This is a genomic window from Arthrobacter sp. zg-Y179 (assembly GCF_020907345.1).
Classification (GTDB): Bacteria; Actinomycetota; Actinomycetes; order Actinomycetales; family Micrococcaceae; genus Arthrobacter_B; species Arthrobacter_B jinronghuae.
The window spans coordinates 1-22,695 of record NZ_JAJJOB010000004.1 but is presented as its reverse complement, the minus strand read 5'-3'; the positions used below and the strand labels follow the sequence as shown (position 1 = coordinate 22,695).

At 64.3% G+C, this 22,695-nt stretch carries 18 protein-coding genes and 1 tRNA gene; 13 read left to right on the top strand and 6 right to left on the bottom strand.

Going from position 1 to position 22,695, the window contains the following annotated elements; genetic code table 11:
• Positions 1-17: 17 nt before the first annotated feature.
• The 4 genes from LOC56_RS02185 to LOC56_RS02170 all read right to left on the bottom strand — a co-directional run bounded on the left by LOC56_RS02185 (position 18) and on the right by LOC56_RS02170 (position 3,313).
• Positions 18-1,049, bottom strand: coding sequence for a 6-phosphofructokinase (locus LOC56_RS02185; protein ID WP_229950053.1), 1,032 nt, complete (start codon positions 1,047-1,049; stop codon positions 18-20).
• A 71-nt stretch (positions 1,050-1,120) separates the two neighbouring features.
• A complete protein-coding gene (locus LOC56_RS02180) occupies positions 1,121-1,363 on the bottom strand; it encodes a PspC domain-containing protein (RefSeq protein WP_229950052.1) in 243 nt (80 codons plus the stop codon).
• A gap of 76 nt (positions 1,364-1,439) precedes the next feature.
• Positions 1,440-1,826, bottom strand: a complete 387-nt coding sequence (locus LOC56_RS02175) for a hypothetical protein (RefSeq protein WP_229950050.1) — start codon at positions 1,824-1,826, stop codon at positions 1,440-1,442.
• Positions 1,827-1,828: 2 nt separating this feature from the next.
• Positions 1,829-3,313, bottom strand: coding sequence for a PspC domain-containing protein (locus LOC56_RS02170; protein WP_229950048.1), 1,485 nt, complete (start codon positions 3,311-3,313; stop codon positions 1,829-1,831).
• A 134-nt stretch (positions 3,314-3,447) separates the two neighbouring features.
• On the opposite strand from LOC56_RS02170, the gene LOC56_RS02165 reads away from it, so the two are divergent.
• Together LOC56_RS02165 and LOC56_RS02160 are read left to right on the top strand one after the other, a co-directional pair.
• Entirely contained in the window at positions 3,448-4,851 is a 1,404-nt protein-coding gene (locus LOC56_RS02165; RefSeq protein ID WP_229950046.1) for an ATP-binding protein, read from the top strand.
• The gene (locus LOC56_RS02160; RefSeq protein WP_229950044.1) at positions 4,848-5,507 is read left to right on the top strand and encodes a LuxR C-terminal-related transcriptional regulator; all 660 of its coding nucleotides are present in this window, start codon (positions 4,848-4,850) and stop codon (positions 5,505-5,507) included. The genes LOC56_RS02165 and LOC56_RS02160 overlap by 4 nt, the downstream gene beginning before the upstream one ends.
• A 6-nt stretch (positions 5,508-5,513) precedes the next feature.
• Here the strand turns inward: LOC56_RS02160 and LOC56_RS02155 are convergent, their stop codons facing one another.
• A complete protein-coding gene (locus LOC56_RS02155) occupies positions 5,514-6,734 on the bottom strand; it encodes a pyridoxal phosphate-dependent aminotransferase (protein WP_229950042.1) in 1,221 nt (406 codons plus the stop codon).
• A 274-nt stretch (positions 6,735-7,008) separates the two neighbouring features.
• Here LOC56_RS02155 and LOC56_RS02150 point away from each other — a divergent pair.
• From LOC56_RS02150 to rplL, 8 genes are all read left to right on the top strand, one after another.
• Positions 7,009-7,081: transfer RNA gene (locus tag LOC56_RS02150), tRNA-Trp, on the top strand.
• An 84-nt stretch (positions 7,082-7,165) separates the two neighbouring features.
• Positions 7,166-7,447 carry a preprotein translocase subunit SecE gene (gene secE / locus LOC56_RS02145; RefSeq protein WP_229950040.1) on the top strand — a complete coding sequence of 94 codons (282 nt, stop codon included), beginning with the start codon at positions 7,166-7,168 and terminating at the stop codon, positions 7,445-7,447.
• Between the two features lie 96 nt (positions 7,448-7,543).
• Positions 7,544-8,317 carry a transcription termination/antitermination protein NusG gene (gene nusG, locus LOC56_RS02140; RefSeq protein WP_229950039.1) on the top strand — a complete coding sequence of 258 codons (774 nt, stop codon included), beginning with the start codon at positions 7,544-7,546 and terminating at the stop codon, positions 8,315-8,317.
• A gap of 129 nt (positions 8,318-8,446) precedes the next feature.
• Positions 8,447-8,878, top strand: coding sequence for a 50S ribosomal protein L11 (gene rplK, locus LOC56_RS02135; RefSeq protein WP_229950038.1), 432 nt, complete (start codon positions 8,447-8,449; stop codon positions 8,876-8,878).
• A 113-nt stretch (positions 8,879-8,991) separates the two neighbouring features.
• On the top strand, positions 8,992-9,699 hold the full coding sequence (gene rplA, locus LOC56_RS02130) for a 50S ribosomal protein L1 (RefSeq protein WP_227918778.1): 708 nt from the start codon (positions 8,992-8,994) through the stop codon (positions 9,697-9,699).
• Positions 9,700-9,825: 126 nt separating this feature from the next.
• The gene (locus LOC56_RS02125; RefSeq protein ID WP_229950037.1) at positions 9,826-10,920 is read left to right on the top strand and encodes a GNAT family N-acetyltransferase; all 1,095 of its coding nucleotides are present in this window, start codon (positions 9,826-9,828) and stop codon (positions 10,918-10,920) included.
• Between the two features lie 317 nt (positions 10,921-11,237).
• Positions 11,238-11,807 carry a 50S ribosomal protein L10 gene (gene rplJ, locus LOC56_RS02120; RefSeq protein ID WP_227918774.1) on the top strand — a complete coding sequence of 190 codons (570 nt, stop codon included), beginning with the start codon at positions 11,238-11,240 and terminating at the stop codon, positions 11,805-11,807.
• Positions 11,808-11,868: 61 nt separating this feature from the next.
• On the top strand, positions 11,869-12,243 hold the full coding sequence (gene rplL, locus LOC56_RS02115) for a 50S ribosomal protein L7/L12 (RefSeq protein ID WP_227918771.1): 375 nt from the start codon (positions 11,869-11,871) through the stop codon (positions 12,241-12,243).
• A gap of 168 nt (positions 12,244-12,411) precedes the next feature.
• Here rplL and LOC56_RS02110 read toward each other — a convergent pair whose 3' ends face one another.
• On the bottom strand, positions 12,412-13,647 hold the full coding sequence (locus LOC56_RS02110) for an acetyl-CoA C-acetyltransferase (protein WP_229950036.1): 1,236 nt from the start codon (positions 13,645-13,647) through the stop codon (positions 12,412-12,414).
• 506 nt (positions 13,648-14,153) lie between these two features.
• Between LOC56_RS02110 and rpoB the strand changes: the two genes are divergently transcribed.
• The 3 genes from rpoB (at position 14,154) to LOC56_RS02095 (ending at position 22,608) form a co-directional block, all read left to right on the top strand.
• A complete protein-coding gene (gene rpoB / locus LOC56_RS02105; RefSeq protein WP_229950034.1) occupies positions 14,154-17,654 on the top strand; it encodes a DNA-directed RNA polymerase subunit beta in 3,501 nt (1,166 codons plus the stop codon).
• A gap of 192 nt (positions 17,655-17,846) precedes the next feature.
• Positions 17,847-21,737 carry a DNA-directed RNA polymerase subunit beta' gene (locus LOC56_RS02100; protein ID WP_229950032.1) on the top strand — a complete coding sequence of 1,297 codons (3,891 nt, stop codon included), beginning with the start codon at positions 17,847-17,849 and terminating at the stop codon, positions 21,735-21,737.
• A 103-nt stretch (positions 21,738-21,840) separates the two neighbouring features.
• Complete coding sequence (locus LOC56_RS02095) at positions 21,841-22,608, top strand: IclR family transcriptional regulator (RefSeq protein WP_229950030.1); 768 nt, start codon at positions 21,841-21,843, stop codon at positions 22,606-22,608.
• The last annotated feature ends 87 nt before the right edge of the window (positions 22,609-22,695 follow it).

The window sequence follows — 22,695 nt, the reverse complement described above, 5'->3', positions numbered from 1 at the left end:
AGAACCCGGGCCCCGGCCTAGCCGAAGAGGATGGCGGCCTCGTCGTAGCGGTGCTCGGGAACGGTCTTCAGATTGCCGAGGGCCTTTTCGAAGCCCACGCGGGCAATGTCCGTACCGTGCAGTGACACCATGGTTCCCCACAGGCTGTCCACTACCGAATCAACTGCGGCCATGCCCAGGCGGGTGGCAAGGACCCGGTCGTAGGCCGTTGGTACACCGCCGCGCTGGATGTGGCCAAGAACCGTGGCACGGGTTTCAATGCCGGTCCGCGCCTCGATTTCGGGGGCCAGCAGTTCGCCGATGCCGCCTAGCCGGGGGCGGCCGAAACTGTCGAGGCCACGCTCCGAGTGCGGCATTTCCATATCCGTGGTGACGAAACCTTCGGCAACAACCACCAGCGGGGCACGTCCGCGGTCGCGGGCATCGCTGACCCACTGGGAAATCTGTTCGATGCTGACCGGGTGCTCGGGAATCAGGATGGCGTGGGCACCGGCTGCCATGCCGGAATGCAGGGCAATCCAGCCCACGTGCCGGCCCATGACTTCAGCCACCATGCAGCGGTGGTGGGATTCGCCGGTGGTCCGCAGCCGGTCGCAGGCCTCCGTGGCAATCTCCACTGCGGTGTCGAACCCGAAGGTGTAATCCGTGGCGTCAAGATCGTTGTCCACGGTCTTGGGCACGCCGACGATTTTCAGGCCGGCGTCCGTGAGCCGCTGGGCGGCTGCGAGGGTGCCCTCACCGCCAATGGCGATGACGGCGTCGATCCCGAGGCGGTCCAGCGTGGCCTTGATCTTCTCCGGCCCGCCGTTCGGACCTTCAAACGGGTTGGTGCGGGACGTCCCGAGGATCGTTCCGCCCTGCTTTGAGATGCCGCGGACGCGGGAGCGGGGCAGGTCCATGATGTCGCCGTCGACCACGCCGCGCCAGCCGTCACGGAAACCGACGAACTCGATGTCCTCGTATTCCTTGATGCCTTTGAGGACGGCACCGCGGATCACGGCGTTCAGCCCGGGGCAGTCCCCTCCGCTGGTGAGGATACCGATCTTCATGTCATTACCCCTGGATCTGCTGGCGGTGGTTAGGTCCTGGCTTTGATTCTAGCCAGCAGATCGGTGGAGGACTAAGCGCGGGGGTTCACCAGGCGCTGCAGGATGATGGTTCCGTCCGTCTTCGGCAGCAGCAGCCATGCCACGACGTAGGTGCCCAGGCCTACAAACGGCAGCAGGAAACTGAGGAGGACGCCGATCCGGACGAGGGAAACGTCCCACCCGTAGGTTGCGGCAAGGCCGGCGCAGACTCCGCCGACCCAGCCCCTCTGCCTTTTGACGGGGGAGGAGCGCACGATGCTGAAGAACTTTTCCATGTACTAAGCCTTATCTGATGGTAGTGAAATAGGGAAATACCAGTGCCGGTCCGCCGATACGGTGGCCGGGTCCGCATCAGCGGGAGCGGCTGCGCTGAAGGCCGGAAAGGAACCCGCCCAGCAGGAGCGCCAGCCCCGCACCAAGGGTGAGGCAGAGGACCAGCAGGACGGGATCCACCGAAAGGTTCACGGTGTTCACCAGGAGCAGGAGGACGGCCAGGACGGTCAGGACCAGGCCCCACACCACCGTGCCCACCTGCACTGCGCGGGACGGAACGGCGGCGGGAAAGTCCTCGGTCTCCGCCACCGGTGCGGTGCCGCGGGGGGCCACCGGTTCTGTTTCGGTATCGGCGGGACCCGGGTCTGCGGCTGATGCCGGCGGCATCAGCCCCCGGTCCGGGGTTTCGTAACTTTCGGGACCGTACTGGCGGCCCAGATAGTCCCTCTCGTTGTCCTGTTCCATGGCTAGAGATCGCTTTCTTCAGTCGTGACGAGTACGTTGCCTGCGAGTCCGCGGACGTCGATGGTAATCCGGTCTCCGTCGGCGCCGTCGTTGAGGGTGCGCTCGTCGGACGGCAGCCACAATCCGCTGTATTCCCGCCGGTCCGACCCGTCGTTTACCTCGACATTTCCCGCAGCCATGCCGAACCGGATAGTTACCGGCGCATCGTCGGGAACGAGGATGGCGAGATTCCCGGCGGCGACGCTGGCGGGGACCTCGAAGTTACCCGAAGTCTCGGTTTCGCGGAGGTCAACTGTCCCGTTGGCGGCGATCACGGTGTAGCCGCCGCCCGCCTGGGCAGCGTCGCGGGGCACCCAGTCCGTATTGCTGGCCACCAAAAGGTTGGCGTTGACCATGCTGCCCTGGGTCAGGAGCGAGGCGACGAGTGCTGCCACTGCCGCCGTGCCGATCCCGCTGGAGTGCCTGCCGACCACGCCCAGGACCACGATGCCGAGGCCCAGGACGGCAGCGGCCGCTGCCAAGGCAACGGAAAGCGGTTCGGCCAGGGAAAGGACGTTGACGTAATCCAGGGCGAGGACCGTTCCTCCTGCGAGCAGGGCGGCACCGAACAGGGCCGCTGCGAAGGACCCGGGGGCTCCCTGGACACGCTTTGCCTTCTGCTTCGAATCGGGTGCCGGCGACGGCGTCGGTCCGGAGGGGACGGCCGTCCCGCCGTGCGGTGCAGCGGTGAAGGGGGCTGTGCTGCCGGCAGATGGGAAACCGACAGGGTCGGTGCCGGTGACGGCAATGCCCGGTTTGGCAAGCGATACGGGCTTTCCCGGGGCTCCGGAAGGGTTGGTACCGGCGGGAGTATCCGAGGCGACGGTGGTACCGGGGTCGCCGGACGCATCCGTGCCGGCTCCATGGCCGGAAAGATGGAACCGGCCCTTGCCCGTGGAGAACCAGTACACAGCGGCCACGCCCGCGCCGATCCAGAACAGGGTCCAGACGACGGCGCCGAACCAGCCGTCCGCGCCGAGGAAGGAGGCACCGGGACCGCCCATTCCGAGGATGGCGAAAATGAGTGCTCCGGTCATGCCGGATGTCCAGTCGCCGCGGATCGCTTCTTCAAGATGGATCCTGCCGTCCGGTTCCGGGAGCAGCGCCCAGGCAACTCCGTAAACCAGCAAACCGATACCAAAAGCGCCGAGGACTACGAACAGTCCGCGGACAAGCACGGGGTCCAGTCCGGTGCGCGCCGCGATCCCGGTCGCGACACCGCCGAACCAGCGGTCCCCGCCGCGCGGGATGCCAAGCGAGCGGACCCACTGAAAGAAACCGCTGTGGAATCCGCCGGATGACGGTGCACCGGATCCTCCCGCGGCCGAACCGGTGTTCGTGGAACCGCCGCCTGCCGCATGGCTGCCTGCAGGGGCCGGACGATGTTCAGCGGAAGGTTGCGCTGCGGGGTCTGGGGCCCCGGAATCAGGGGATGGGGAAGGGTTCATGCCTCCAGTCTTCCCCCGCCGCAGCCATCCTGCATCAGGGACTACCCTGACCCGCCCCTGAACGGTCCCTGAAGATAAGGAATTATTGCCGTCAGGGCCGGTACCTGGCGGCTTCTCCGTGTTTGGATAGGTCCATGAGAGAACCCTTGGTGCGTCCCCGCGAACGGATCATTGCCGGCGTCTGCGCCGGACTGGCCGCACACTTGGGCTGGCCCGTGAAGCTCACCCGGATCGTTATGGCCGTCCTGGTGCTTGGCGCAGGAAGCGGCTTCATCCTCTACGGGTGGCTGTGGATCATGGTTCCCACTCAGGAGGAGCAGGAGAAGAAGGAACAGGTATCCGCCAACCCGCGCAGTATCGCCGAAAACTACGCGAGGCAGCTTCGGGAAGGTGCAGTCCCCACCCCGCAGCCGGGTAAGACCGGGCACCGGGAGGTTGCGGCAGGCCTTGCCCTGCTGCTGGTGGCAGCTGCCTTTATCGCCCAGCGGTTGGGTGCCAACCTGAACTGGGGCCTGTTTGTCCCCGTCGCGGCCATCGCCGGCGGCGCGGTGCTGGCATGGATGCAGCTGGACGAGAGCCGGCGGGCCGGGCTGATGAACAGTGCCGGAGCTGACCGGGCCTCAGGGCTGATCCGCCTGGCGGCGGGCCTCCTGCTGGTGGTCGCCGGGGTGCTGGTGGTGGTCTCGGGCGCGGTGAGCTGGGATGTCCTGATGTCGGGGCTGCTGGCATCCGCCGCCGTGCTGGCCGGCGTGGCGCTGGTGTTCACTCCGTGGGCGATAAAGCACTGGCGGGACCTGGAAGCCGAGCGCTCCGGACGGATTCGACAGACGGAGCGGGCCGAAATTGCGGCCCACCTGCACGATTCGGTCCTGCAGACACTGGCCCTGATCCAAAAGCGTGCCGGCTCCGAGCAGGACGTCATCCGGCTTGCCCGCGCCCAGGAAAGGGAGCTGAGGCAGTGGTTGTATTCCGACCGTGCCAGGGCCGAAGACCACCTCGTGGAATGCATGCGCCGGATTGCAGCAGAAATCGAGGACGCCTACGGCCACCCGATTGAGCTGGTGGCAGTCTCGGACGCCGCACTGGATGAGCGGACCGAAGCCTTGGCCTCCGCTACGCGGGCTGCCATGCTGAATGCCGCCCAGCATGCCGGCGGCACGGTTTCGGTCTATGTTGAATGCAGGCCGGAGCAGCTTGAAGTCTTTGTCCGTGACCGCGGCTTCGGATTCGACCTGGACGCAGTGCCTGCTGACCGGATCGGCGTGCGGGGATCCATCATCGGACGGATGCAGCGTGCAGGGGGCAGCGCGGCCATCCGCAGCACCGCCGACGGCACCGAGGTCCGGCTGGTGCTGCCGCTGCCGAAAGGCACGGAAAGCGGTTCCCGCGACGACGTACCCGGGGCGGCAAACAGTGCGGGGAACGGCAGCACTGGCAACGGCAGTACGGGCAACGGCAGTACGGCAGACGCCGGCGCAGCACAGAAGATCCCCTCGACGGATAACCGCGTATCAAGCAACGGAGCACAACCTCAATGACGATCCACCCCTCGCCGATCGACGTCGTCGTGGTCGATGACCATGCCATCTTCCGCTCCGGGCTCCGTGCGGACCTCGACGCCCGCATCAACGTGGTGGCGGAAGCGGACAGCGTCGAAACCGCGGTTGCAGTGATCACGGCCCGGCGTCCCGCCGTCGTGCTCCTCGATGTCCACCTGCCCGGCGGCAACGGGGGCGGCGGCGCGGAAGTGCTGGCGGGGTGCGCCGGGCTGCTCGGGGTGACCCGGTTCCTGGCGCTGAGCGTCTCCGATGCCGCCGAAGACGTGGTCACGGTAATCCGGGCCGGTGCGCGCGGCTACGTCACCAAAACCATTTCGGGCCCGGAGATTTCCGACGCCGTCCTGCGGGTGGCCGGCGGTGACGCGGTGTTCTCGCCGCGCCTGGCGGGATTCGTGCTGGACGCCTTCGGCACGGCGAGCGTGGCCGCAGTGGATGACGAGCTGGACCGCCTCTCGGCCCGTGAGCTCGAGGTCATGCGGCTGATTGCCCGCGGCTACAGCTACAAAGAGGTGGCCCGCGAGCTGTTCATTTCCGTGAAGACGGTGGAAACCCATGTCTCCTCGGTGCTGCGCAAGCTCCAGCTCTCCTCACGCCACGAGCTCACCCGCTGGGCCGCGGACCGCCGGCTGCTCTAGTAGTCCTTACCGGCCCTTGCCGAGGAAGTCCTGCAGCCGCTCCATCCCGGTGGCGAGGTCTTCGTCGCCCAGGGCGTAGGAGAGGCGCAGGTAGCCCGAAGGGCCGAACGCTTCGCCCGGAACCACTGCAACCTCAACGGTGTCGAGGATCAGCGCGGCCAGCTCGGCCGAAGTCTGCGGCCGGACGGGGCCTTCCTTGCCCGGGAACCCGCGCCCAAGCAGGCCGCGGACATCCGCATAGGCGTAGAACGCGCCTTCGGGCATGGGGCATTCGACGCCGTCGATCGAGTTCAGGGCCGCCACCATGGCGCGCCGGCGGCGGTCAAAGGCCTGCTTCATTTCATCCACGGCCGTCAACGGTCCCGACACAGCGGCCAGTGCGGCCATCTGCGACACGTTGGACACGTTGGAGGACAGGTGGGACTGGAGGTTGGTGGCGGCCTTGATGACGTCAGCCGCGGCAATCATCCAGCCAACCCGCCAGCCGGTCATGGCGTAGGTCTTGGCCACGCCGTTCAGCACCACAACCTTGTCGCCCAATTCCGGGGCCGCGGTGGCGATCGAGGTGAAGGGCACGCCGTCGTACGTCAGGTGCTCATAGATTTCATCCGTGATGACCCAGAGTCCGTGCTCTGCCGCCCAGCGCCCGATTTCGGCCACCTGTTCCGCGGGGTACACGGCACCTGTGGGGTTGGAGGGGGAAACGAAGAGCAGGACCTTGGTGGCCGCGGTGCGGGCGGCCTCAAGCTGCTCGACGCTCACCAGGTAACCCTGCTCCGGGCCGGCGAAAACCTCTACCGGAACACCGCCGGCCAGCCGGATGGCCTCCGGGTACGTGGTCCAGTAGGGGGTGGGAACCAGGACTTCGTCGCCCGGGTTCAGCAGCGTGGCGAAGGATTCGTAGACGGCCTGCTTGCCGCCGTTGGTCACCAGGACCTGGGCCGGGTCGACGGCGTAACCGGAGTCCCGCAGAGTCTTGGCGGCAATGGCCTTCTTGAGCTCAGGGAGCCCGCCGGCGGGGGAGTAGCGGTGGAAACGCGGCTGGCGGGCGGCGTCGACGGCGGCGTCGACGATGTAGTCCGGGGTGGGGAAATCCGGTTCACCCGCGCCGAAACCGATCACCGGGCGCCCGGCGGCCTTTAACGCCTTGGCCTTGGCATCCACTGCGAGGGTTGCGGACTCGGCAATGGATGCGATGCGCTCTGAAATACGGCCGGTGGAAGACATGGGATTCCCGTCTGATGTGTGGCGGCGGCTTACGTTTGCCGCGTCGGTCCTGCCGGACGACGGCGGCGTCCCCCCAGTTTAGGCGCTCGGAATCCCCTCCGCAGGTCAGCACGGCACTCCGTGGACAGGCCCCGGTTCGACGGGACGGCAAAGTTTGCGTAGACTGGTTCTTCGGTGGTTGAGCACACCACGCTGCTTTGTGCCTTTCGATCGGGGAAATAGTCTCCGGTTCGTTGCGGCTACAATGGTGGCGGTAGGGTGAGTTTTCCTCCATAGGGTAGTGGCGCAATTGGTAGCGCAGCGGTCTCCAAAACCGCAGGTTGCAGGTTCGAGTCCTGTCTGCCCTGCGCAGAACTGTCATTTCCGGCAGCTCAGCAGTCCTTCATGGAATGAGCAGTCCCAGCGCTTGCTGCGATTGTGAACCGACACAGATGAGTGAGGCGAAGGTGACCGAGACAGCTGCCAGCAGCTCCAAGGGACACCCCTCCAGCGGGCCCAAGAAGCGCGGGTTCTTCGCCGGTATAGCTCTCTTCCTGCGCCAGGTGATTGCCGAGCTGAAAAAGGTGGTCACCCCCACCCGCAAGGAACTGCTGAGGTACACGCTCGTTGTCCTCGCGTTCGTGATGGTGATGATGCTTATCGTTACGGCTCTCGACTTTGCCTTTGGCAAGGGCGCACTGTGGATCTTCGGCTCGGGCGGCGGCGAAAGCTAGCCAGAGACCTAAGGTTCCGTCCGCTGGGCGTAGAACCGGAGACCATGAGCTAGTGACAAACCCGATAGTGCTCTGAAGAAGAAAGCAGGAATCTACGTGTCCGAGCAAGAACTCGAATCACAGATCAATGACAACGCTGATCTGGATACCGAGGATCAGATGACCGCAGCCGACGTCGACGAGGCGCCCGCTGCTGTTGATGCTTCGGCAGACGAAGAAAACGCATCCGAAGAGGCTGCCGATTCCGCAGAAGACGCTGAGCCCGAGGAAGATCCGGCTGTTGCCTTCAAGGCAAAGCTGCGCCGCCAGGAGGGTGACTGGTACGTCATCCACTCCTACGCCGGCTACGAAAACCGCGTGAAGTCCAACCTTGAGACCCGCATCCAGACCCTGGACATGGAAGAGGATATCTTCGAAATCCAGGTCCCGATGGAAGAAGTCGTCGAGATCAAGAACACCACGCGGAAGATCGTCAACCGCGTCCGCATTCCCGGCTACGTCCTGGTGCGCATGAACCTCACCGACGAGTCCTGGGGCGTTGTCCGGCACACCCCCGGCGTCACCGGCTTCGTGGGCAACGCCCACAACCCGACCCCGCTGAGCCTTTCCGAGGTGTACTCGATGCTCGAGCACACCATCGTTTCCCCGAAGACCGAGGCCGGCAAGCCCGCCCAGCAGCAGTCCTCCAACATTGCCGTTGACTTCGAGATCGGCGAGCCCGTAACGGTCAACGAAGGCCCGTTCGAAACGCTCCAGGCAACCATCTCCGAGATCAAGCCCGAATCCCAGCAGCTGGTGGTCCTCGTGACCATCTTCGAGCGCGAGACGCCTGTGACCCTCGGCTTCGGCCAGGTCACCAAGCTCCAGTAGCTTATAGATTTCGCTGTCCGCAGGTCCGCTTTAACCTGCAGGCAGCGTCCGGCCGCCAAGCCATGGCGGCCACCACCCCGGACGGACGCTCCTGTCCTTCGGGAACATAATTTAGAGAAGGACCCTTTCATGGCCCCCAAGAAAAAGGTCACCGGCCTCATCAAGCTGCAGATCAACGCAGGTGCCGCCAACCCGGCTCCTCCGATCGGTCCGGCACTTGGCCAGCACGGTGTCAACATCATGGAATTCTGCAAGCAGTACAACGCTGCAACGGAATCCCAGCGCGGCAACGTTATCCCGGTGGAAATCACCGTCTACGAAGACCGTTCCTTCACCTTCATCACGAAGACTCCTCCGGCTGCACAGCTGATCAAGAAGGCTGCCGGTGTTGCCAAGGGTTCCGCGACCCCGCACACCTCCAAGGTTGCCAACCTGACCCAGGCTCAGGTCGAAGAGATCGCCACCATGAAGATGGAAGACCTCAACGCCAACGATGTCCAGGCAGCTGCCAAGATCATCGCCGGCACCGCCCGTTCGATGGGCATCACGGTACAGGGCTAAGTCCCCGTACTCGTTTCACATTCACATAACTGCCGCCGCCCCTAACGGGCGACGGCGCGTGGCAGGGCCCGGCGCGGTCCGACAGACCACAACTGCACAAGGAGAAAAAGCAGATGGCAAAGCGCAGCAAAGCATATGAAGCAGCTGCAGCCAAGATCGATGCGGACAAGCTGTACGCACCGGTCGAGGCTGTAGAGCTGGCGAAGGACACCAATCCTTCCAAGTTCGACGCAACCGTTGAGGTGGCTTTCCGCCTGGGCGTTGACCCCCGTAAGGCTGACCAGATGGTCCGCGGCACGGTCAACCTGCCCCACGGCACCGGCAAGACGGCCCGCGTCCTCGTTTTCGCAACCGGCGAGAAGGCTGAAGCAGCAATCGCTGCCGGCGCCGACTTCGTTGGTTCCGACGACATGATCGAAAAGGTTGCAGCAGGCTGGACCGACTTCGACGCCGCAGTGGCTACCCCGGACATGATGGGCAAGGTCGGCCGCCTGGGCCGCGTGCTCGGCCCGCGTAACCTCATGCCGAACCCGAAGACCGGTACGGTTACCCCGAACGTGGCCAAGGCTGTCACGGACATCAAGGGTGGCAAGATCGACTTCCGCGTCGACAAGCACTCCAACCTGCACTTCATCATCGGCAAGGTGTCCTTCGACGCCCAGAAGCTGGCTGAGAACTACGCAGCAGCACTGGAAGAGGTCCTTCGCCTCAAGCCGTCGGCAGCCAAGGGCCGCTACATCTCCAAGGCGACCGTGTCCACCACGTTCGGCCCGAGCATCAGCGTTGACCCGAACGTCACCAAGGTTCTCGCCGACGCATAGTCAGCAGTAGTACCCGGGGGAGTGTTCCCTCGAAGGGCGGCCGCAGCATTTTGCTGCGGCCGCCCTTTTGTGTTCGGCGGGCTTGTGGTTTTGGAAACGGGCACTGCGTCCGGCAGGATGTGGGCCATGACACAACTGCCCGTCTCCATTGAGTCGATTGCCGTCCCCTCCAGCCTGGATGCGCCGGGTGCGGCAGACTTCATCGCCGTTGCTGAGCTGTTGAATGCCCAGATGCGCGAGTTCTGGGGCAATGACGACTTCTACGGCCCGCCGCAGGCCCAGCTGGCAGGCCGGCGCAGTACCGAAACCCGTCGGCGCGAGATCCTGGCCGCCCGTGGCGGCACGGAGTCCGGGGGGCCGATCGTGGGTGTGGCCCTGGTCAACCTGCCGCTTACGGACAACCTCCATACCGGGAGCGTCAATGTGGTCGTGGCTCCTTCGGCCCGCCGCCAAGGAGTGGGGACGCAGCTCTATGCCGCAGCCGAGAAGCTGGCAGCGGCGGATAACCGCCGCATGCTGATGGCGGAGACGGAGCACCTGCTGCCCGGCGGATCCGTGGAACCGGACTCCGGGGCGGTGTCAGCGATCCAGCACGACGCCGCAGCCGCATTTGCCACGGGACTCGGATTCCGGCTGGAACTGGTGGACCGGATCAGCCGGCTTGAGCTGGGAAACACTGCCGCCGGTACAGCTGTGCTGCAGCAGGCCGAGTCGGCAGCGGGAGCAGGGTACGAACTCGTGTTCTGGTGCGGTGCCTGTCCGGAGGATCTCGTGGAGGCCTACGCACAGCTGCGGCAGAAGATGAGCACCGATGCGCCGATGGGCGGGCTGGACCTGGCGGAAGAAGCATGGGACGAGGCCCGGGTGCGGGAGGCCGAGGGCCTGGCCCGCGATATGGATGCAGAGGTGCTGGTCAGCGCCGCCCGGCATGTTGCGACCGGTGAACTCGCCGGCCACACCGTCCTGGAGGTTTTCCGCAACAACCCCGCCGTGGTTTACCAGGACGACACCCTGGTTCTGGAAAGCCACCGGGGGAACCGGCTGGGCATGCTGCTCAAGGCAGCGAACCTGGTCCGCCTCCGGGAAGTGGTTCCCGAAGCGCTCCGGGTCTACACCTGGAACGCCGTGGAAAACCGCTACATGCTCTCCATCAACGAGCAGTTGGGGTTCCGGGCCATCGGCTACTCCGGGGAATGGCAGAAGGAGCTGTCCGCCGGGTAGCGCAGGCGGGCGGGGACCCCGGACGGTCCCCGCCGCCGGGATTTGTTCCCTGCCGGATTCTCCCGTACTCTGGAACTACCAAAGACCGTCGGTCGATGTGCATTCAATCCCACCGTAAGGCTGAACCTTCAGCCCTCCACGCGTGGAACCCGGTTGGAGAAACATCCGAAAGTCCCTTGATAGGGCGGCCTGCGCAGGTGAACGAACTGAACTCCGGAACTTAGTGTGTCCGTAGAGTGAAGCCCCGTGCATCTGCCCGGGGCGTTTTTTATGTTCGGGACCCGATCCACCGGCACTATTTCCCCGGAAGGAGGGTTATGGCAACGCCAACAAAGGTGTCAGCAGTCGAGGAAATCACCACCGATTTCAAGGAATCGACCGCTGCTGTCCTAACCGAATACCGCGGGCTCACCGTTGCACAGCTCAAGGAGCTGCGTCGTTCGCTCGGCCAGGACACCAAGTACTCGGTCGTAAAGAACACCCTGACTGGCATTGCAGCCAAGGAAGCCGGCATCGACGCGTTCGAAGGCCAGCTTGCCGGACCTACTGCAATCGCCTTCATCAAGGGTGACGCAGTTGCAGCTGCAAAGAGCCTGACGGATTTTGCAAAGACCAACCCGCAGCTCATCATCAAGACCGGTGTCTTCGAGGGCAATGCCCTGGATGCCTCCGGCGTAGCCGCACTGGCTGCCCTTGAGTCCCGTGAGTTCCAGCTTGCACGCGTCGCCGGTGTCCTCAAGGCACCGATGTCCATGCTCGCCCGCACGGCTGATGCACTGCGCATGAAGCTTGAAGAGGAAAGCGGCGCCCCCGCTGCCTCCGCTGCAGAAGAGGCTCCGGCCGCTGCAGAAGAAGCTCCGGCAGCAGAAGCAGCCACCGAAGAGTAAATCCTCTTCTCCATCAATCTCCGGTGCCTGCGTGCACCAACTATAGGAAGGACGCCACACCATGGCGAAGCTCACCAACGAAGAGCTCATTGAAGCTTTCAAGGAACTGTCCATCATCGAGCTCTCCGATTTCGTGAAGCTCTTCGAGGAGACGTTCGACGTCACCGCTGCTGCTGTTGCAGTTGCCGGCCCCGCTGCCGGTGCCGCTGAAGCCGCTGAAGAGAAGACCGAATTCGACGTCATCCTCGAAGCTGCCGGCGACAAGAAGATCGCAGTGATCAAGGAAGTTCGCTCCCTGACCTCGCTGGGTCTGAAGGAAGCCAAGGACCTGGTTGACAGCGCTCCGAAGGCCGTCCTCGAAGGCGCCAACAAGGAAGCCGCTGACAAGGCCAAGGAAGCTCTCGAAGCTGCCGGCGCCACCGTCACCGTCAAGTAGTTTTTACTGCCTAACCGCATAAAAACGCTTTACAGAAGGCCCCGTTCCGGAAGGAACGGGGCCTTCTGTATTTTTTCGGGGCGGTCGCTCCGGGGCGGTCGCTCCGGGGCGGTCGCTCCGGGGCGGTTGCTCCGGGGTAGTTGCTCCGGGTCGGTCGCTCCGGGGCGGTTACGCCTCTTCGCGGTAAAGCAGCAGCGCCTCGCCCTGTCCGCCGCCGCCGCAGAGCGCGACGCCGGCCCGGCCGGATCCGCGCCGGGCAAGCTCATGTGCTGCCGTGAGGGCCAGACGGGCGCCCGAGGCGCCAATCGGATGCCCCAGCGCGATCGCTCCGCCGTGCACGTTGCACTGTTCCAGGTCCATGCCCAGTTCATTCAGGGACTGGACCGCGACGGCGCCAAAGGCCTCGTTGATCTCGATGAAGTCCAGGTCCGAGGTGCTCCACCCGGCCCGTCCGAGAGCGGCGAAGAGCGCATTGGAGGGCTGGGAATGCAGGGTGTTGTCCGGTCCAGCCACCTGGCCGGGAAGCCCGACGGCGGCGAGGACGTTCAACCCGTTGGATTCGGCATAGTCCCGGGTCGTGACGATCAGGGCTGCCGCGCCGTCGGACAGGGGAGAGGAATTGCCCGCCGTGATGGTTCCTTCGGAGTCGAACGCCGGACGAAGGCCCGCCAGGGTATCCACCGTGGTGTTGGGCCGCACGCCCTCGTCCGAGGTAAGGACCAGGGGCTCTCCGCGGCGCTGCGGCACCGTCACGGGAACGATTTCCTCGTCGAAGACTCCCGACGCCATGGCGGCTGCCGCGCGCTGGTGCGAGGCAGCGGCTACTTCGTCCTGCTCCAGGCGCTTGATGGCCAGTTTCGTATTTCCCCGTTCGGTGGAAATGCCCATGGAATCGTTGTCGAAGGCATCAGTGAGCCCGTCGTGGGCCACCGAATCCAGGGCGGAGATATTGCCGTAGTTCCAGCCCTGCCGGGAACCCGGAAGCAGGTGCGGCCCGCGGGTCATGGATTCCTGGCCGCCGGCCACCACCACGGTGGCCTCGCCGCCGCGGATCAGCCGCGCGGCATCAATCACCGCAGCCAGGCCGGACAGGCAGACCTTGTTGACGGTGACTGCCGGGACGTTCCAGCCGATGCCGGCTTTGATGGAGGCCTGGCGGGCGGGGTTCTGGCCGCAGCCGGCCTGCACCACATGTCCCATGATGACGGAGTCGACATCCGCGGCATCGACGCCGGCTTTGTCCAGCGCGCCCTTGATGGCAAACGCGCCGAGCTCGACGGCGGTGAAGGCGGACAGCTGGCCGTTCAGGCGGCCCTGGGGTGTACGTGCGCCGCCGACAATAACCACTTCGGGAACGGCGGTGCCCTCGGGGGCTGCGGAGGTGCTTATGGGTGCGTTAGTCACTCGTGCATCGCTTTCGTCGGTGTATTCGTCATTGAAGACAGGGATAAGGCTACGCCACCCCGGCGTGCCGGGGGAGAGCGCCGTCACAGGGGTCTGCGGCACCGCACACGATGCGGGCAAGCATAAAAGCGCCGTTGTGCGGTAAGGTATCTGTATCCGATGCGTGAACGGTGCGCCGGTGCAGCCTGTAGCTCCCCCTCGATTTGGGATTAGACCGGGATTAGACAGCCGGGAATCCGATCCCGGAACGTCCTTTCGGAGGGGTCGAGCGAAGCAGGGTTCAGATACCGGGTAGACTTGTCTGCCCATAATGGCCTATAGTGGATATTTGCTTCCTCCTGTTAACCTTCAGCCTTCATATAGCGGTGGGCTTCGTTCCGTGCCGGGCAGTATCCGCAACCTGTGGATAGGCCCCATGCCGGACATCGGGACGCACACGGACTCGGTCCGCATAGTGCAGGGGAGGAGGCGTGAAACACGCCTGAAGGTCTGTGGAAGGATCCCTCTTGGTCGCCTCGAGCACCTCTAATAACGAAACCGCTACTAATCCGGAGAACGCAGCTTCCCGGATTTCATTCGCAAAGATTCACGAACCGCTTGACGTTCCCAATCTTCTTGCCCTGCAGACGGACAGCTTTGACTGGCTCGTCGGCAACGAGCGCTGGAAGGCGCGCGTTGAAAAGGCGCGGGAGACCGGCGAACAGGGTATTGCCACCACTTCCGGCCTGGCTGACATCTTCGAGGAAATCTCCCCGATTGAAGACTTCCAGGGCACCATGTCCCTGAGCTTCTCGGAGCCGGAGTTTGCCGACCCGAAGTACACCATGGCGGAGTGCAAGGACCGGGACGCTACGTACTCGGCCCCGTTGTACGTTAAAGCCGAATTCATGAACAACAACACGGGTGAAATCAAGCAGCAGACCGTGTTCATGGGCGACTTCCCCCTCATGACCGACAAGGGAACGTTCGTCATCAACGGCACCGAGCGTGTTGTTGTTTCCCAGCTGGTCCGTTCCCCGGGCGCGTACTTCGAGCGCACCGCGGACAAGACCAGTGACAAGGACATCTACACCGCGAAGATCATTCCTTCCCGCGGTGCATGGTTTGAACTTGAGATCGACAAGCGCGACCAGGTGGGCGTCCGCCTGGACCGCAAGCGCAAGCAGTCCGTCACCGTGCTGCTCAAGGCACTGGGCTGGACCGAAGGCCAGATCCTCGAGACCTTCGGCGAGTACGACTCCATCCGGGCCACCCTCGAAAAGGACCCGACGGAAACCCGCGAAGATGCCCTGCTGGACATCTACCGCAAGCTCCGTCCGGGCGAGCCGCCCACGGTCGAGGCTGCCCAGACCTTGCTGGACAACCTGTACTTCAACCCGAAGCGCTACGATCTGGCCAAGGTTGGCCGCTACAAGATCAACCGCAAGCTGGGAATCGACAAGCCGCTGACGGATTCCGATGCTTCGGTGCTGAACAATGACGACATCGTCGCCATGATCAAGTTCCTGGTTGCACTGCACGCCGGCGAGAAGACGGTTCCGGGCAAGCGCAACGGCGACGACGTGGACATCCGCGTCGAGGTCGACGACATCGACCACTTCGGCAACCGCCGCATCCGTGCCGTCGGCGAACTGATCGAAAACCAGATCCGCACGGGCCTGTCCCGTATGGAGCGCGTAGTCCGCGAACGGATGACCACCCAGGACGTCGAGGCCATCACGCCGCAGACCCTGATCAACATCCGTCCGGTCGTTGCTGCGATCAAGGAGTTCTTCGGAACCTCCCAGCTCTCGCAGTTCATGGACCAGAACAACCCGCTGGCCGGCCTGACGCACAAGCGCCGCCTGTCCGCGCTGGGCCCGGGCGGCCTGTCCCGTGACCGCGCAGGCATGGAAGTCCGAGATGTGCACCCGTCCCACTACGGACGTATGTGCCCCATCGAAACCCCTGAAGGCCCGAACATCGGCCTGATCGGTTCGCTGGCTTCCTACGGCCGCATCAACGCTTTCGGCTTCATCGAAACCCCGTACCGCAAGGTCGAGGAAGGCGTAGTCACCGACAAGGTCGATTACCTGACCGCCGATGACGAAGTTGAGCGCACCATTGCCCAGGCAAACGCTCCGCTGCGCGCCGACCAGCACTTCGCCGAGGACCTCGTCCTCGTCCGTGCCCGCGGCGGCTCCGGCGAGCCCGTCCTCGTTGAGCCCAACGAGGTCGAGTACATGGACGTCTCCCCGCGCCAGATGGTGTCGGTGGCTACGGCCCTGATTCCGTTCCTCGAGCATGACGATGCCAACCGCGCCCTCATGGGTGCGAACATGCAGCGCCAGGCTGTGCCGCTGCTCCGTTCCGAGCGTCCCGTCGTGGGCACCGGCATGGAGAAGTACACCGCCGTTGACGCCGGCGACTCCGTGACCGCCAGGAAGCCCGGTGTTGTCACCGAGGTTTCCGCTGACCTTGTCACCGTCATGAACGACGACGGCACCGAGACCAGCTACCCGATCATGAAGTTCGAGCGCTCCAACCAGGGCAACGCCTACAACCAGCGCGTGCTGGTCTCCGAAGGCGCCCGGGTTGAGGTCAACAGCATCATCGCCGACGGTCCCGCAACGGACCAGGGTGAACTGGCCCTTGGTAAGAACCTGCTCGTGGCATTCATGTCATGGGAAGGCCACAACTACGAAGATGCCATCATCCTGTCCCAGCGCATGGTCTCCGACGATGTCCTGACCTCCATCCACATTGAGGAGCACGAGGTTGACGCCCGCGACACCAAGCTTGGTGCCGAGGAAATCACCCGCGACATCCCCAACGTCTCCGAAGAGGTGCTGTCGCAGCTCGACGAGCGCGGCATCATCCACATCGGTGCCGAGGTTGAAGCCGGCGACATCCTGGTTGGCCGTGTCACCCCGAAGGGTGAAACGGAACTGACTCCGGAAGAGCGCCTGCTGCGCGCCATCTTCGGCGAGAAGAGCCGCGAAGTCCGCGACACGTCCCTGAAGGTGCCCCACGGCGAGTCCGGCACCGTCATCGGCGTCCGCATCTTCGACCGCGACAACGACGACGAGCTGCCCCCGGGCGTCAACCAGCTGGTCCGCGTTTACGTGGCACACAAGCGCAAGATCACCGACGGTGACAAGCTGGCCGGCCGCCACGGCAACAAGGGCGTCATCTCCAAGATCCTCCCGATCGAAGACATGCCGTTCATGGAAGACGGAACCCCCGTCGACATCATCCTGAACCCGCTGGGTGTTCCGGGCCGAATGAACGTCGGACAGGTCCTGGAAATCCACCTGGGCTGGGCTGCCAAGCAGGGCTGGAAGATCGAAGGCGAGCCGGACTGGGTCAAGGACCTGCCGAACCTGCCCCGTGAAACCGGTCCCACCACGGTTGCCACTCCGGTGTTCGACGGCGCCAGCGAGGACGAGATCACCAACCTGCTCGACTCCACCAACGTGACCCGTGACGGCAACCGCCTGATCGGTGCCTCGGGCAAGGCCCGGATGTACGACGGCCGCTCCGGCCAGCCGTTCCCGGACCCGATCTCGGTCGGCTACATGTACATCCTGAAGCTGCACCACCTGGTGGACGACAAGATCCACGCACGCTCCACCGGTCCGTACTCCATGATCACGCAGCAGCCGCTGGGTGGTAAGGCACAGTTCGGCGGACAGCGCTTCGGTGAAATGGAAGTCTGGGCCCTGGAAGCGTACGGCGCCGCCTACACGCTGCAGGAACTGCTCACGATCAAGTCTGATGACATCCATGGCCGCGTGAAGGTCTACGAAGCCATCGTCAAGGGCGAGAACATCCCGGAGCCCGGCGTTCCGGAATCGTTCAAGGTCCTGATCAAGGAAATGCAGTCGCTCTGCCTGAATGTGGAAGTCCTCTCCACCGAAGGCAACACGATTGAAATGCGTGACTCGGATGAAGAAGTCTTCCGGGCCGCGGAGGAACTGGGTATCGATCTGTCCCGTGCAGAGCCCAGCTCCGTCGAAGAGGTTTAGCAGTATCACCGTCCCGGCTGGCGCCGGGACGGTCCGGGAACGGCGGCAACGAAATTCCGCGGCTCGCAGAGCTCGCAGCGGAATATTACAGCCGCCTAACCCGGACCGCCTGGCGCCAGTGGGATGGTCACCTAGAGCTCTTTCCGTACCCCGAGACATTCAGATTTAGAGAACAAGAGAGAACAGGGACCCATGTCCAACGATTCCACGTTCGGCCTCATGCGAATCGGCCTTGCCACCGCGGATGAAATCCGCGGCTGGTCATACGGCGAAGTCAAGAAGCCGGAAACCATCAACTACCGAACCCTGAAGCCGGAGAAGGACGGTCTTTTCTGCGAAAAGATCTTCGGTCCTTCCCGCGACTGGGAATGCTACTGCGGTAAGTACAAGCGCGTCCGCTTCAAGGGCATCATCTGTGAGCGCTGCGGCGTCGAGGTCACCCGTGCCAAGGTCCGCCGCGAACGCATGGGCCACATTGAGCTCGCCGCTCCGGTCACCCACATCTGGTACTTCAAGGGTGTTCCGTCCCGTCTGGGCTACCTGCTGGACCTGGCACCGAAGGACCTTGAGAAGGTCATCTACTTCGCTGCCTACATGATCACCTCGGTGGACGAAGAGAACCGCCACGCGGAGCTTCCGAACCTGCAGGCCGAGCACGACGTCGAGCGCAAGCACCTCGTCGACCAGCGCGACGCCGACATTGCCGCGATCGCCAAGGACCTGGAAGGCGAGCTTGCCCGCCTCGAGGGCGAAGGCGCCAAGGCTGCCGACAAGAAGAAGGCCCGCGACTCCGCCGACCGCCAGATGGCCAAGGTCCGCCGCGACGCCGACAACAACATCGAGCGCCTCGAGCAGGTCTGGGACCGGTTCAAGAACCTCAAGGTCGGCGACCTGGAGGGCGACGAAGGCCTCTACCGCGAACTGCGCGACCGCTTCGGTCTGTACTTCGAAGGCTCCATGGGTGCCGAAGCCATCAAGAAGCGTCTTGAAGACTTCGACATGCAGGCCGAGTCCGAGAACCTGCGCGACATCATCCAGAACGGCAAGGGCCAGCGCAAGACGCGTGCCCTGAAGCGCCTGAAGGTTGTCAACGCGTTCCTGACCACCACGAACAGCCCGCTGGGCATGGTCCTGGACGCCGTTCCGGTTATCCCGCCGGAACTGCGCCCGATGGTCCAGCTCGACGGCGGCCGTTTCGCGACGTCGGACCTTAACGACCTGTACCGCCGCGTGATTAACCGCAACAACCGCCTGAAGCGCCTGCTGGATCTCGGTGCCCCCGAGATCATCGTGAACAACGAAAAGCGGATGCTCCAGGAAGCTGTTGACTCCCTGTTCGACAACGGCCGCCGCGGCCGTCCGGTCACCGGACCGGGCAACCGTCCGCTGAAGTCGCTGTCCGACATGCTCAAGGGCAAGCAGGGCCGCTTCCGCCAGAACCTGCTGGGTAAGCGTGTTGACTACTCCGGCCGTTCCGTCATCGTCGTTGGCCCGCAGCTGAAGCTGCACCAGTGCGGCCTGCCGAAGCAGATGGCACTGGAGCTCTTCAAGCCGTTCGTGATGAAGCGCCTGGTTGACCTCAACCACGCCCAGAACATCAAGAGCGCCAAGCGCATGGTCGAGCGTTTCCGTCCGCAGGTCTGGGACGTACTGGAAGAGATCATCACCGAACACCCGGTGCTGCTCAACCGTGCACCCACCCTGCACCGCCTCGGCATCCAGGCCTTCGAGCCGCAGCTTGTTGAAGGTAAGGCCCTTCAGCTGCACCCGCTGGTCTGCGGCGCCTTCAACGCTGACTTCGACGGCGACCAGATGGCAGTCCACCTGCCGCTGAGCCCCGAAGCCCAGGCTGAAGCACGCATCCTGATGCTGTCCTCGAACAACATCCTGAAGCCGTCCGACGGCCGCCCGGTCACCCTGCCTTCGCAGGATATGATCATCGGCCTGCACCACCTCACCACCAAGCGTGTTGGTGCTGCCGGTGAAGGCCGCGTGTTCGGTTCCATGGCTGAAGCCATCATGGCTTTCGACATGGGCGAGCTGCACCTGAACGCACTGGTAAAGATGCGCGTGGACGGATTCGTCCCCAGCGCAACCCAGCCGGCACCGGAAGGCTGGGAAGAGGGCACTCCCGCCCTCATCGAAACCTCCCTCGGCCAGGTCATCTTCAACCAGACGCTGCCCGCGGACTACCCGTGGGTGAAGGAAGTTGCCGACAAGGGCCAGCTCTCCGCGATCGTCAACGATCTGGCTGAGCGGTACCCGAAGGTTGTCACGGCAGCAACGCTGGACAACCTGAAGGATGCCGGTTTCTACTGGGCCACCCGCTCGGGCGTTACCGTTGCCATCTCCGATATCGCGGCTCCGATCGACAAGCCGGCCATTATGGAAGGCTACGAAGCCCAGGCTGCCAAGGTTGAAAGCCAGTACGGCAAGGGCCTGATCGCTGAAGACGAGCGCCGCCAGGAACTGATCGACATCTGGAACAAGGCCACCAACGAGGTTGCTGCTGCAATGCGGGCGAACATGCCCGAGTTCAACAACATCAACCGCATGGTGTCCTCCGGTGCCCGTGGTAACTGGCTGCAGGTCCGGCAGATTGCCGGTATCCGTGGCCTGGTGGCCAACCCTAAGGGCGAGATCATCCCGCGCCCGATCAAGTCCTCCTACCGCGAGGGCCTGTCGGTGCTGGAATACTTCATCGCCACCCACGGTGCCCGTAAGGGTCTCGCCGATACCGCTCTGCGTACCGCCAACTCGGGTTACCTGACCCGTCGTCTGGTGGACGTTTCCCAGGACGTCATTGTCCGCGAGGAAGACTGCGGCACCGAGCGCGGCCTGAACGTAACCATCGCGGTTCCGGACTCCAACGGCGAACTGCAGCTGCACGAAGAGGTCGAGAACTCGGCGTACGCCCGTACGCTGGCCACCGACGTCACCGATGCACAGGGCAATGTCCTGGCCAAGGGCGGCGACGATGTGGGCGACGTCCTCATCGCCAAGCTGTTCGAAGCCGGCGTCACCGACATCAAGGTCCGCTCCGTACTCACCTGTGAGTCCGCCGTCGGCACCTGTGCACTTTGCTACGGCCGCTCCCTGGCCACGGGTAAGACCGTGGACATCGGCGAGGCCGTGGGCATCATTGCCGCACAGTCCATTGGTGAGCCGGGTACCCAGCTGACCATGCGTACCTTCCACACCGGTGGTGTTGCTTCCGCTGAGGACATCACCCAGGGTCTGCCCCGTATCCAGGAGCTCTTCGAAGCACGTACGCCTAAGGGTGTTGCTCCGATCTCCGAGACCGCGGGTCGGGTCACGCTGGAAGAGACCGACCGCCAGATGCGTCTGGTTGTCACTCCCGACGACGGCTCCGAGGAAATCGCGTACCCGGTCCTGCGCCGTGCCCGCCTGCTGGTTGCCGACGGCGACCACGTAGAGGTTGGCCAGCAGCTGGTCTTCGGTGCGGTGGATCCCAAGCAGATCCTCCGTATCCTCGGCCCGCGCAAGGCACAGGAATTCCTGGTGGACGAAGTCCAGCGCGTGTACCGCAGCCAGGGTGTGGGCATCCACGACAAGCACGTCGAGGTTATTGTCCGCCAGATGCTGCGCCGCGTAACCGTGATCGAGTCCGGCGACTCCGATCTGCTCCCGGGTGAGCTGACCGAACGCCGCCGCTTCGAAAGCGAGAACCGCCGCGTGGTTTCGGAAGGCAAGAAGCCTGCTTCGGGCCGTCCGGAACTCATGGGTATCACCAAGGCCTCCCTGGCCACCGAGTCCTGGCTGTCCGCAGCTTCCTTCCAGGAGACAACCCGCGTCCTGACGCAGGCTGCCATGGAAGGCAAGAGCGATCCGCTGCTCGGCCTCAAGGAGAACGTCATCATCGGTAAGCTGATCCCGGCCGGAACGGGCCTGCCCCGTTACACCGAGGTCACTGTCGAGCCGACCGAAGAAGCAAAGGCCAATCTGTTCACCGGCCCGAGCGCCTTCAGCGACTTCGACTACGCCGGCGTTGACGGCGGTCTGAGCCCCGAGTTCCACGCCATCCCGCTGGATGACTACGACATGGGCAGCGACTTCCGCTAACCAAGGCAACAGGCGCCGCGTCTAAAGCGCAGCGTCAACGGCAGGTCCCGCACCCCCAGGGTGCGGGACCTGCCGTGTTTAACGGCTGTGCCAGACTTAGGACATGGCCAATTCCCCGAGCGGAGAGTCCATGACCAGCCGCATTGTGCGGGTGATCAGTGCCTTCGACGAAACCCACCAGGCCATGCCCATCGCCATGCTGGCCCGGCGTGCGGGGCTGCCGCTGTCCACCGCGCACCGGATCGTGAACGAGTTGATGGGGCACGGCTTCCTGCAGCGAGAGGCCGACGGCGGCGTCCGGCTTGGCCTTCGCCTGTGGGAACTGGCTAACCGCAGCTCTGCTGCCCTCGGTCTCAAGCAGATTGCCATGCCGTTCATGGAAGACATCCAGGCAGTGGTTCGGCAGCACACGCAGCTGTCCGTGCTGCGCCAGGACGAGGTTCTGTTTATCGAGCGCCTCTCCAGCCACGGCTCGGTGCTGAACCACGCGCAGGTCGCCGGCCGGCTCCCTGTCCACGTCTCCTCATCCGGGATGGTGATGATGGCCCACTCGCCGCGGCACGTACAGGAGGAGTACCTGGCGCAGCAGAACCCCGATGCCTCCGAAGAAAAGCGGCTGCGTTCGTCCTGGGCCAAGATGCGCTTGGAAGGCAGCGCACGCCTGCCCGGCGCCGTCGTTCCGGACACCACCGGAATAGCCGTGCCCGTTTTCGGCGCAGGAGGCACGGCCGTGGCCGCCATCGGCGTAGTCGTGCCCACGGGCAGCGAACACATCTCCTCGACCATCCCGGCGCTGATGACTGCTGCCCGCGGGATTTCCCGCGGCCTGGGTGTCCGTGCGGAGGCCGCGGGACCCCACTACCAGCGCTGACCCTTCGGCAGGCCGGAACCGGGCGGGGGGGGGGGGGCGGCCCCCCCCCCCGCCCGGGGCCGGGCCAACTAGTTGCCGGGCGGGCGC

What these genes read in the sequence shown, in the direction of transcription:
- LOC56_RS02185 (WP_229950053.1), bottom strand. Translation starts at nt 1,049, where the DNA reads ATGAAGATCGGTATCCTCACCAGCGGAGGGGACTGCCCCGGGCTGAAC.
- LOC56_RS02180 (WP_229950052.1), bottom strand. Translation starts at nt 1,363, where the DNA reads ATGGAAAAGTTCTTCAGCATCGTGCGCTCCTCCCCCGTCAAAAGGCAG.
- LOC56_RS02175 (WP_229950050.1), bottom strand. Translation starts at nt 1,826, where the DNA reads ATGGAACAGGACAACGAGAGGGACTATCTGGGCCGCCAGTACGGTCCC.
- LOC56_RS02170 (WP_229950048.1), bottom strand. Translation starts at nt 3,313, where the DNA reads ATGAACCCTTCCCCATCCCCTGATTCCGGGGCCCCAGACCCCGCAGCG.
- LOC56_RS02165 (WP_229950046.1), top strand. Translation starts at nt 3,448, where the DNA reads ATGAGAGAACCCTTGGTGCGTCCCCGCGAACGGATCATTGCCGGCGTC.
- LOC56_RS02160 (WP_229950044.1), top strand. Translation starts at nt 4,848, where the DNA reads ATGACGATCCACCCCTCGCCGATCGACGTCGTCGTGGTCGATGACCAT.
- LOC56_RS02155 (WP_229950042.1), bottom strand. Translation starts at nt 6,734, where the DNA reads ATGTCTTCCACCGGCCGTATTTCAGAGCGCATCGCATCCATTGCCGAG.
- secE (WP_229950040.1), top strand. Translation starts at nt 7,166, where the DNA reads ATGAGTGAGGCGAAGGTGACCGAGACAGCTGCCAGCAGCTCCAAGGGA.
- rplK (WP_229950038.1), top strand. Translation starts at nt 8,447, where the DNA reads ATGGCCCCCAAGAAAAAGGTCACCGGCCTCATCAAGCTGCAGATCAAC.
- rplA (WP_227918778.1), top strand. Translation starts at nt 8,992, where the DNA reads ATGGCAAAGCGCAGCAAAGCATATGAAGCAGCTGCAGCCAAGATCGAT.
- LOC56_RS02125 (WP_229950037.1), top strand. Translation starts at nt 9,826, where the DNA reads ATGACACAACTGCCCGTCTCCATTGAGTCGATTGCCGTCCCCTCCAGC.
- rplJ (WP_227918774.1), top strand. Translation starts at nt 11,238, where the DNA reads ATGGCAACGCCAACAAAGGTGTCAGCAGTCGAGGAAATCACCACCGAT.
- rplL (WP_227918771.1), top strand. Translation starts at nt 11,869, where the DNA reads ATGGCGAAGCTCACCAACGAAGAGCTCATTGAAGCTTTCAAGGAACTG.
- LOC56_RS02100 (WP_229950032.1), top strand. Translation starts at nt 17,847, where the DNA reads ATGTCCAACGATTCCACGTTCGGCCTCATGCGAATCGGCCTTGCCACC.
- LOC56_RS02095 (WP_229950030.1), top strand. Translation starts at nt 21,841, where the DNA reads ATGGCCAATTCCCCGAGCGGAGAGTCCATGACCAGCCGCATTGTGCGG.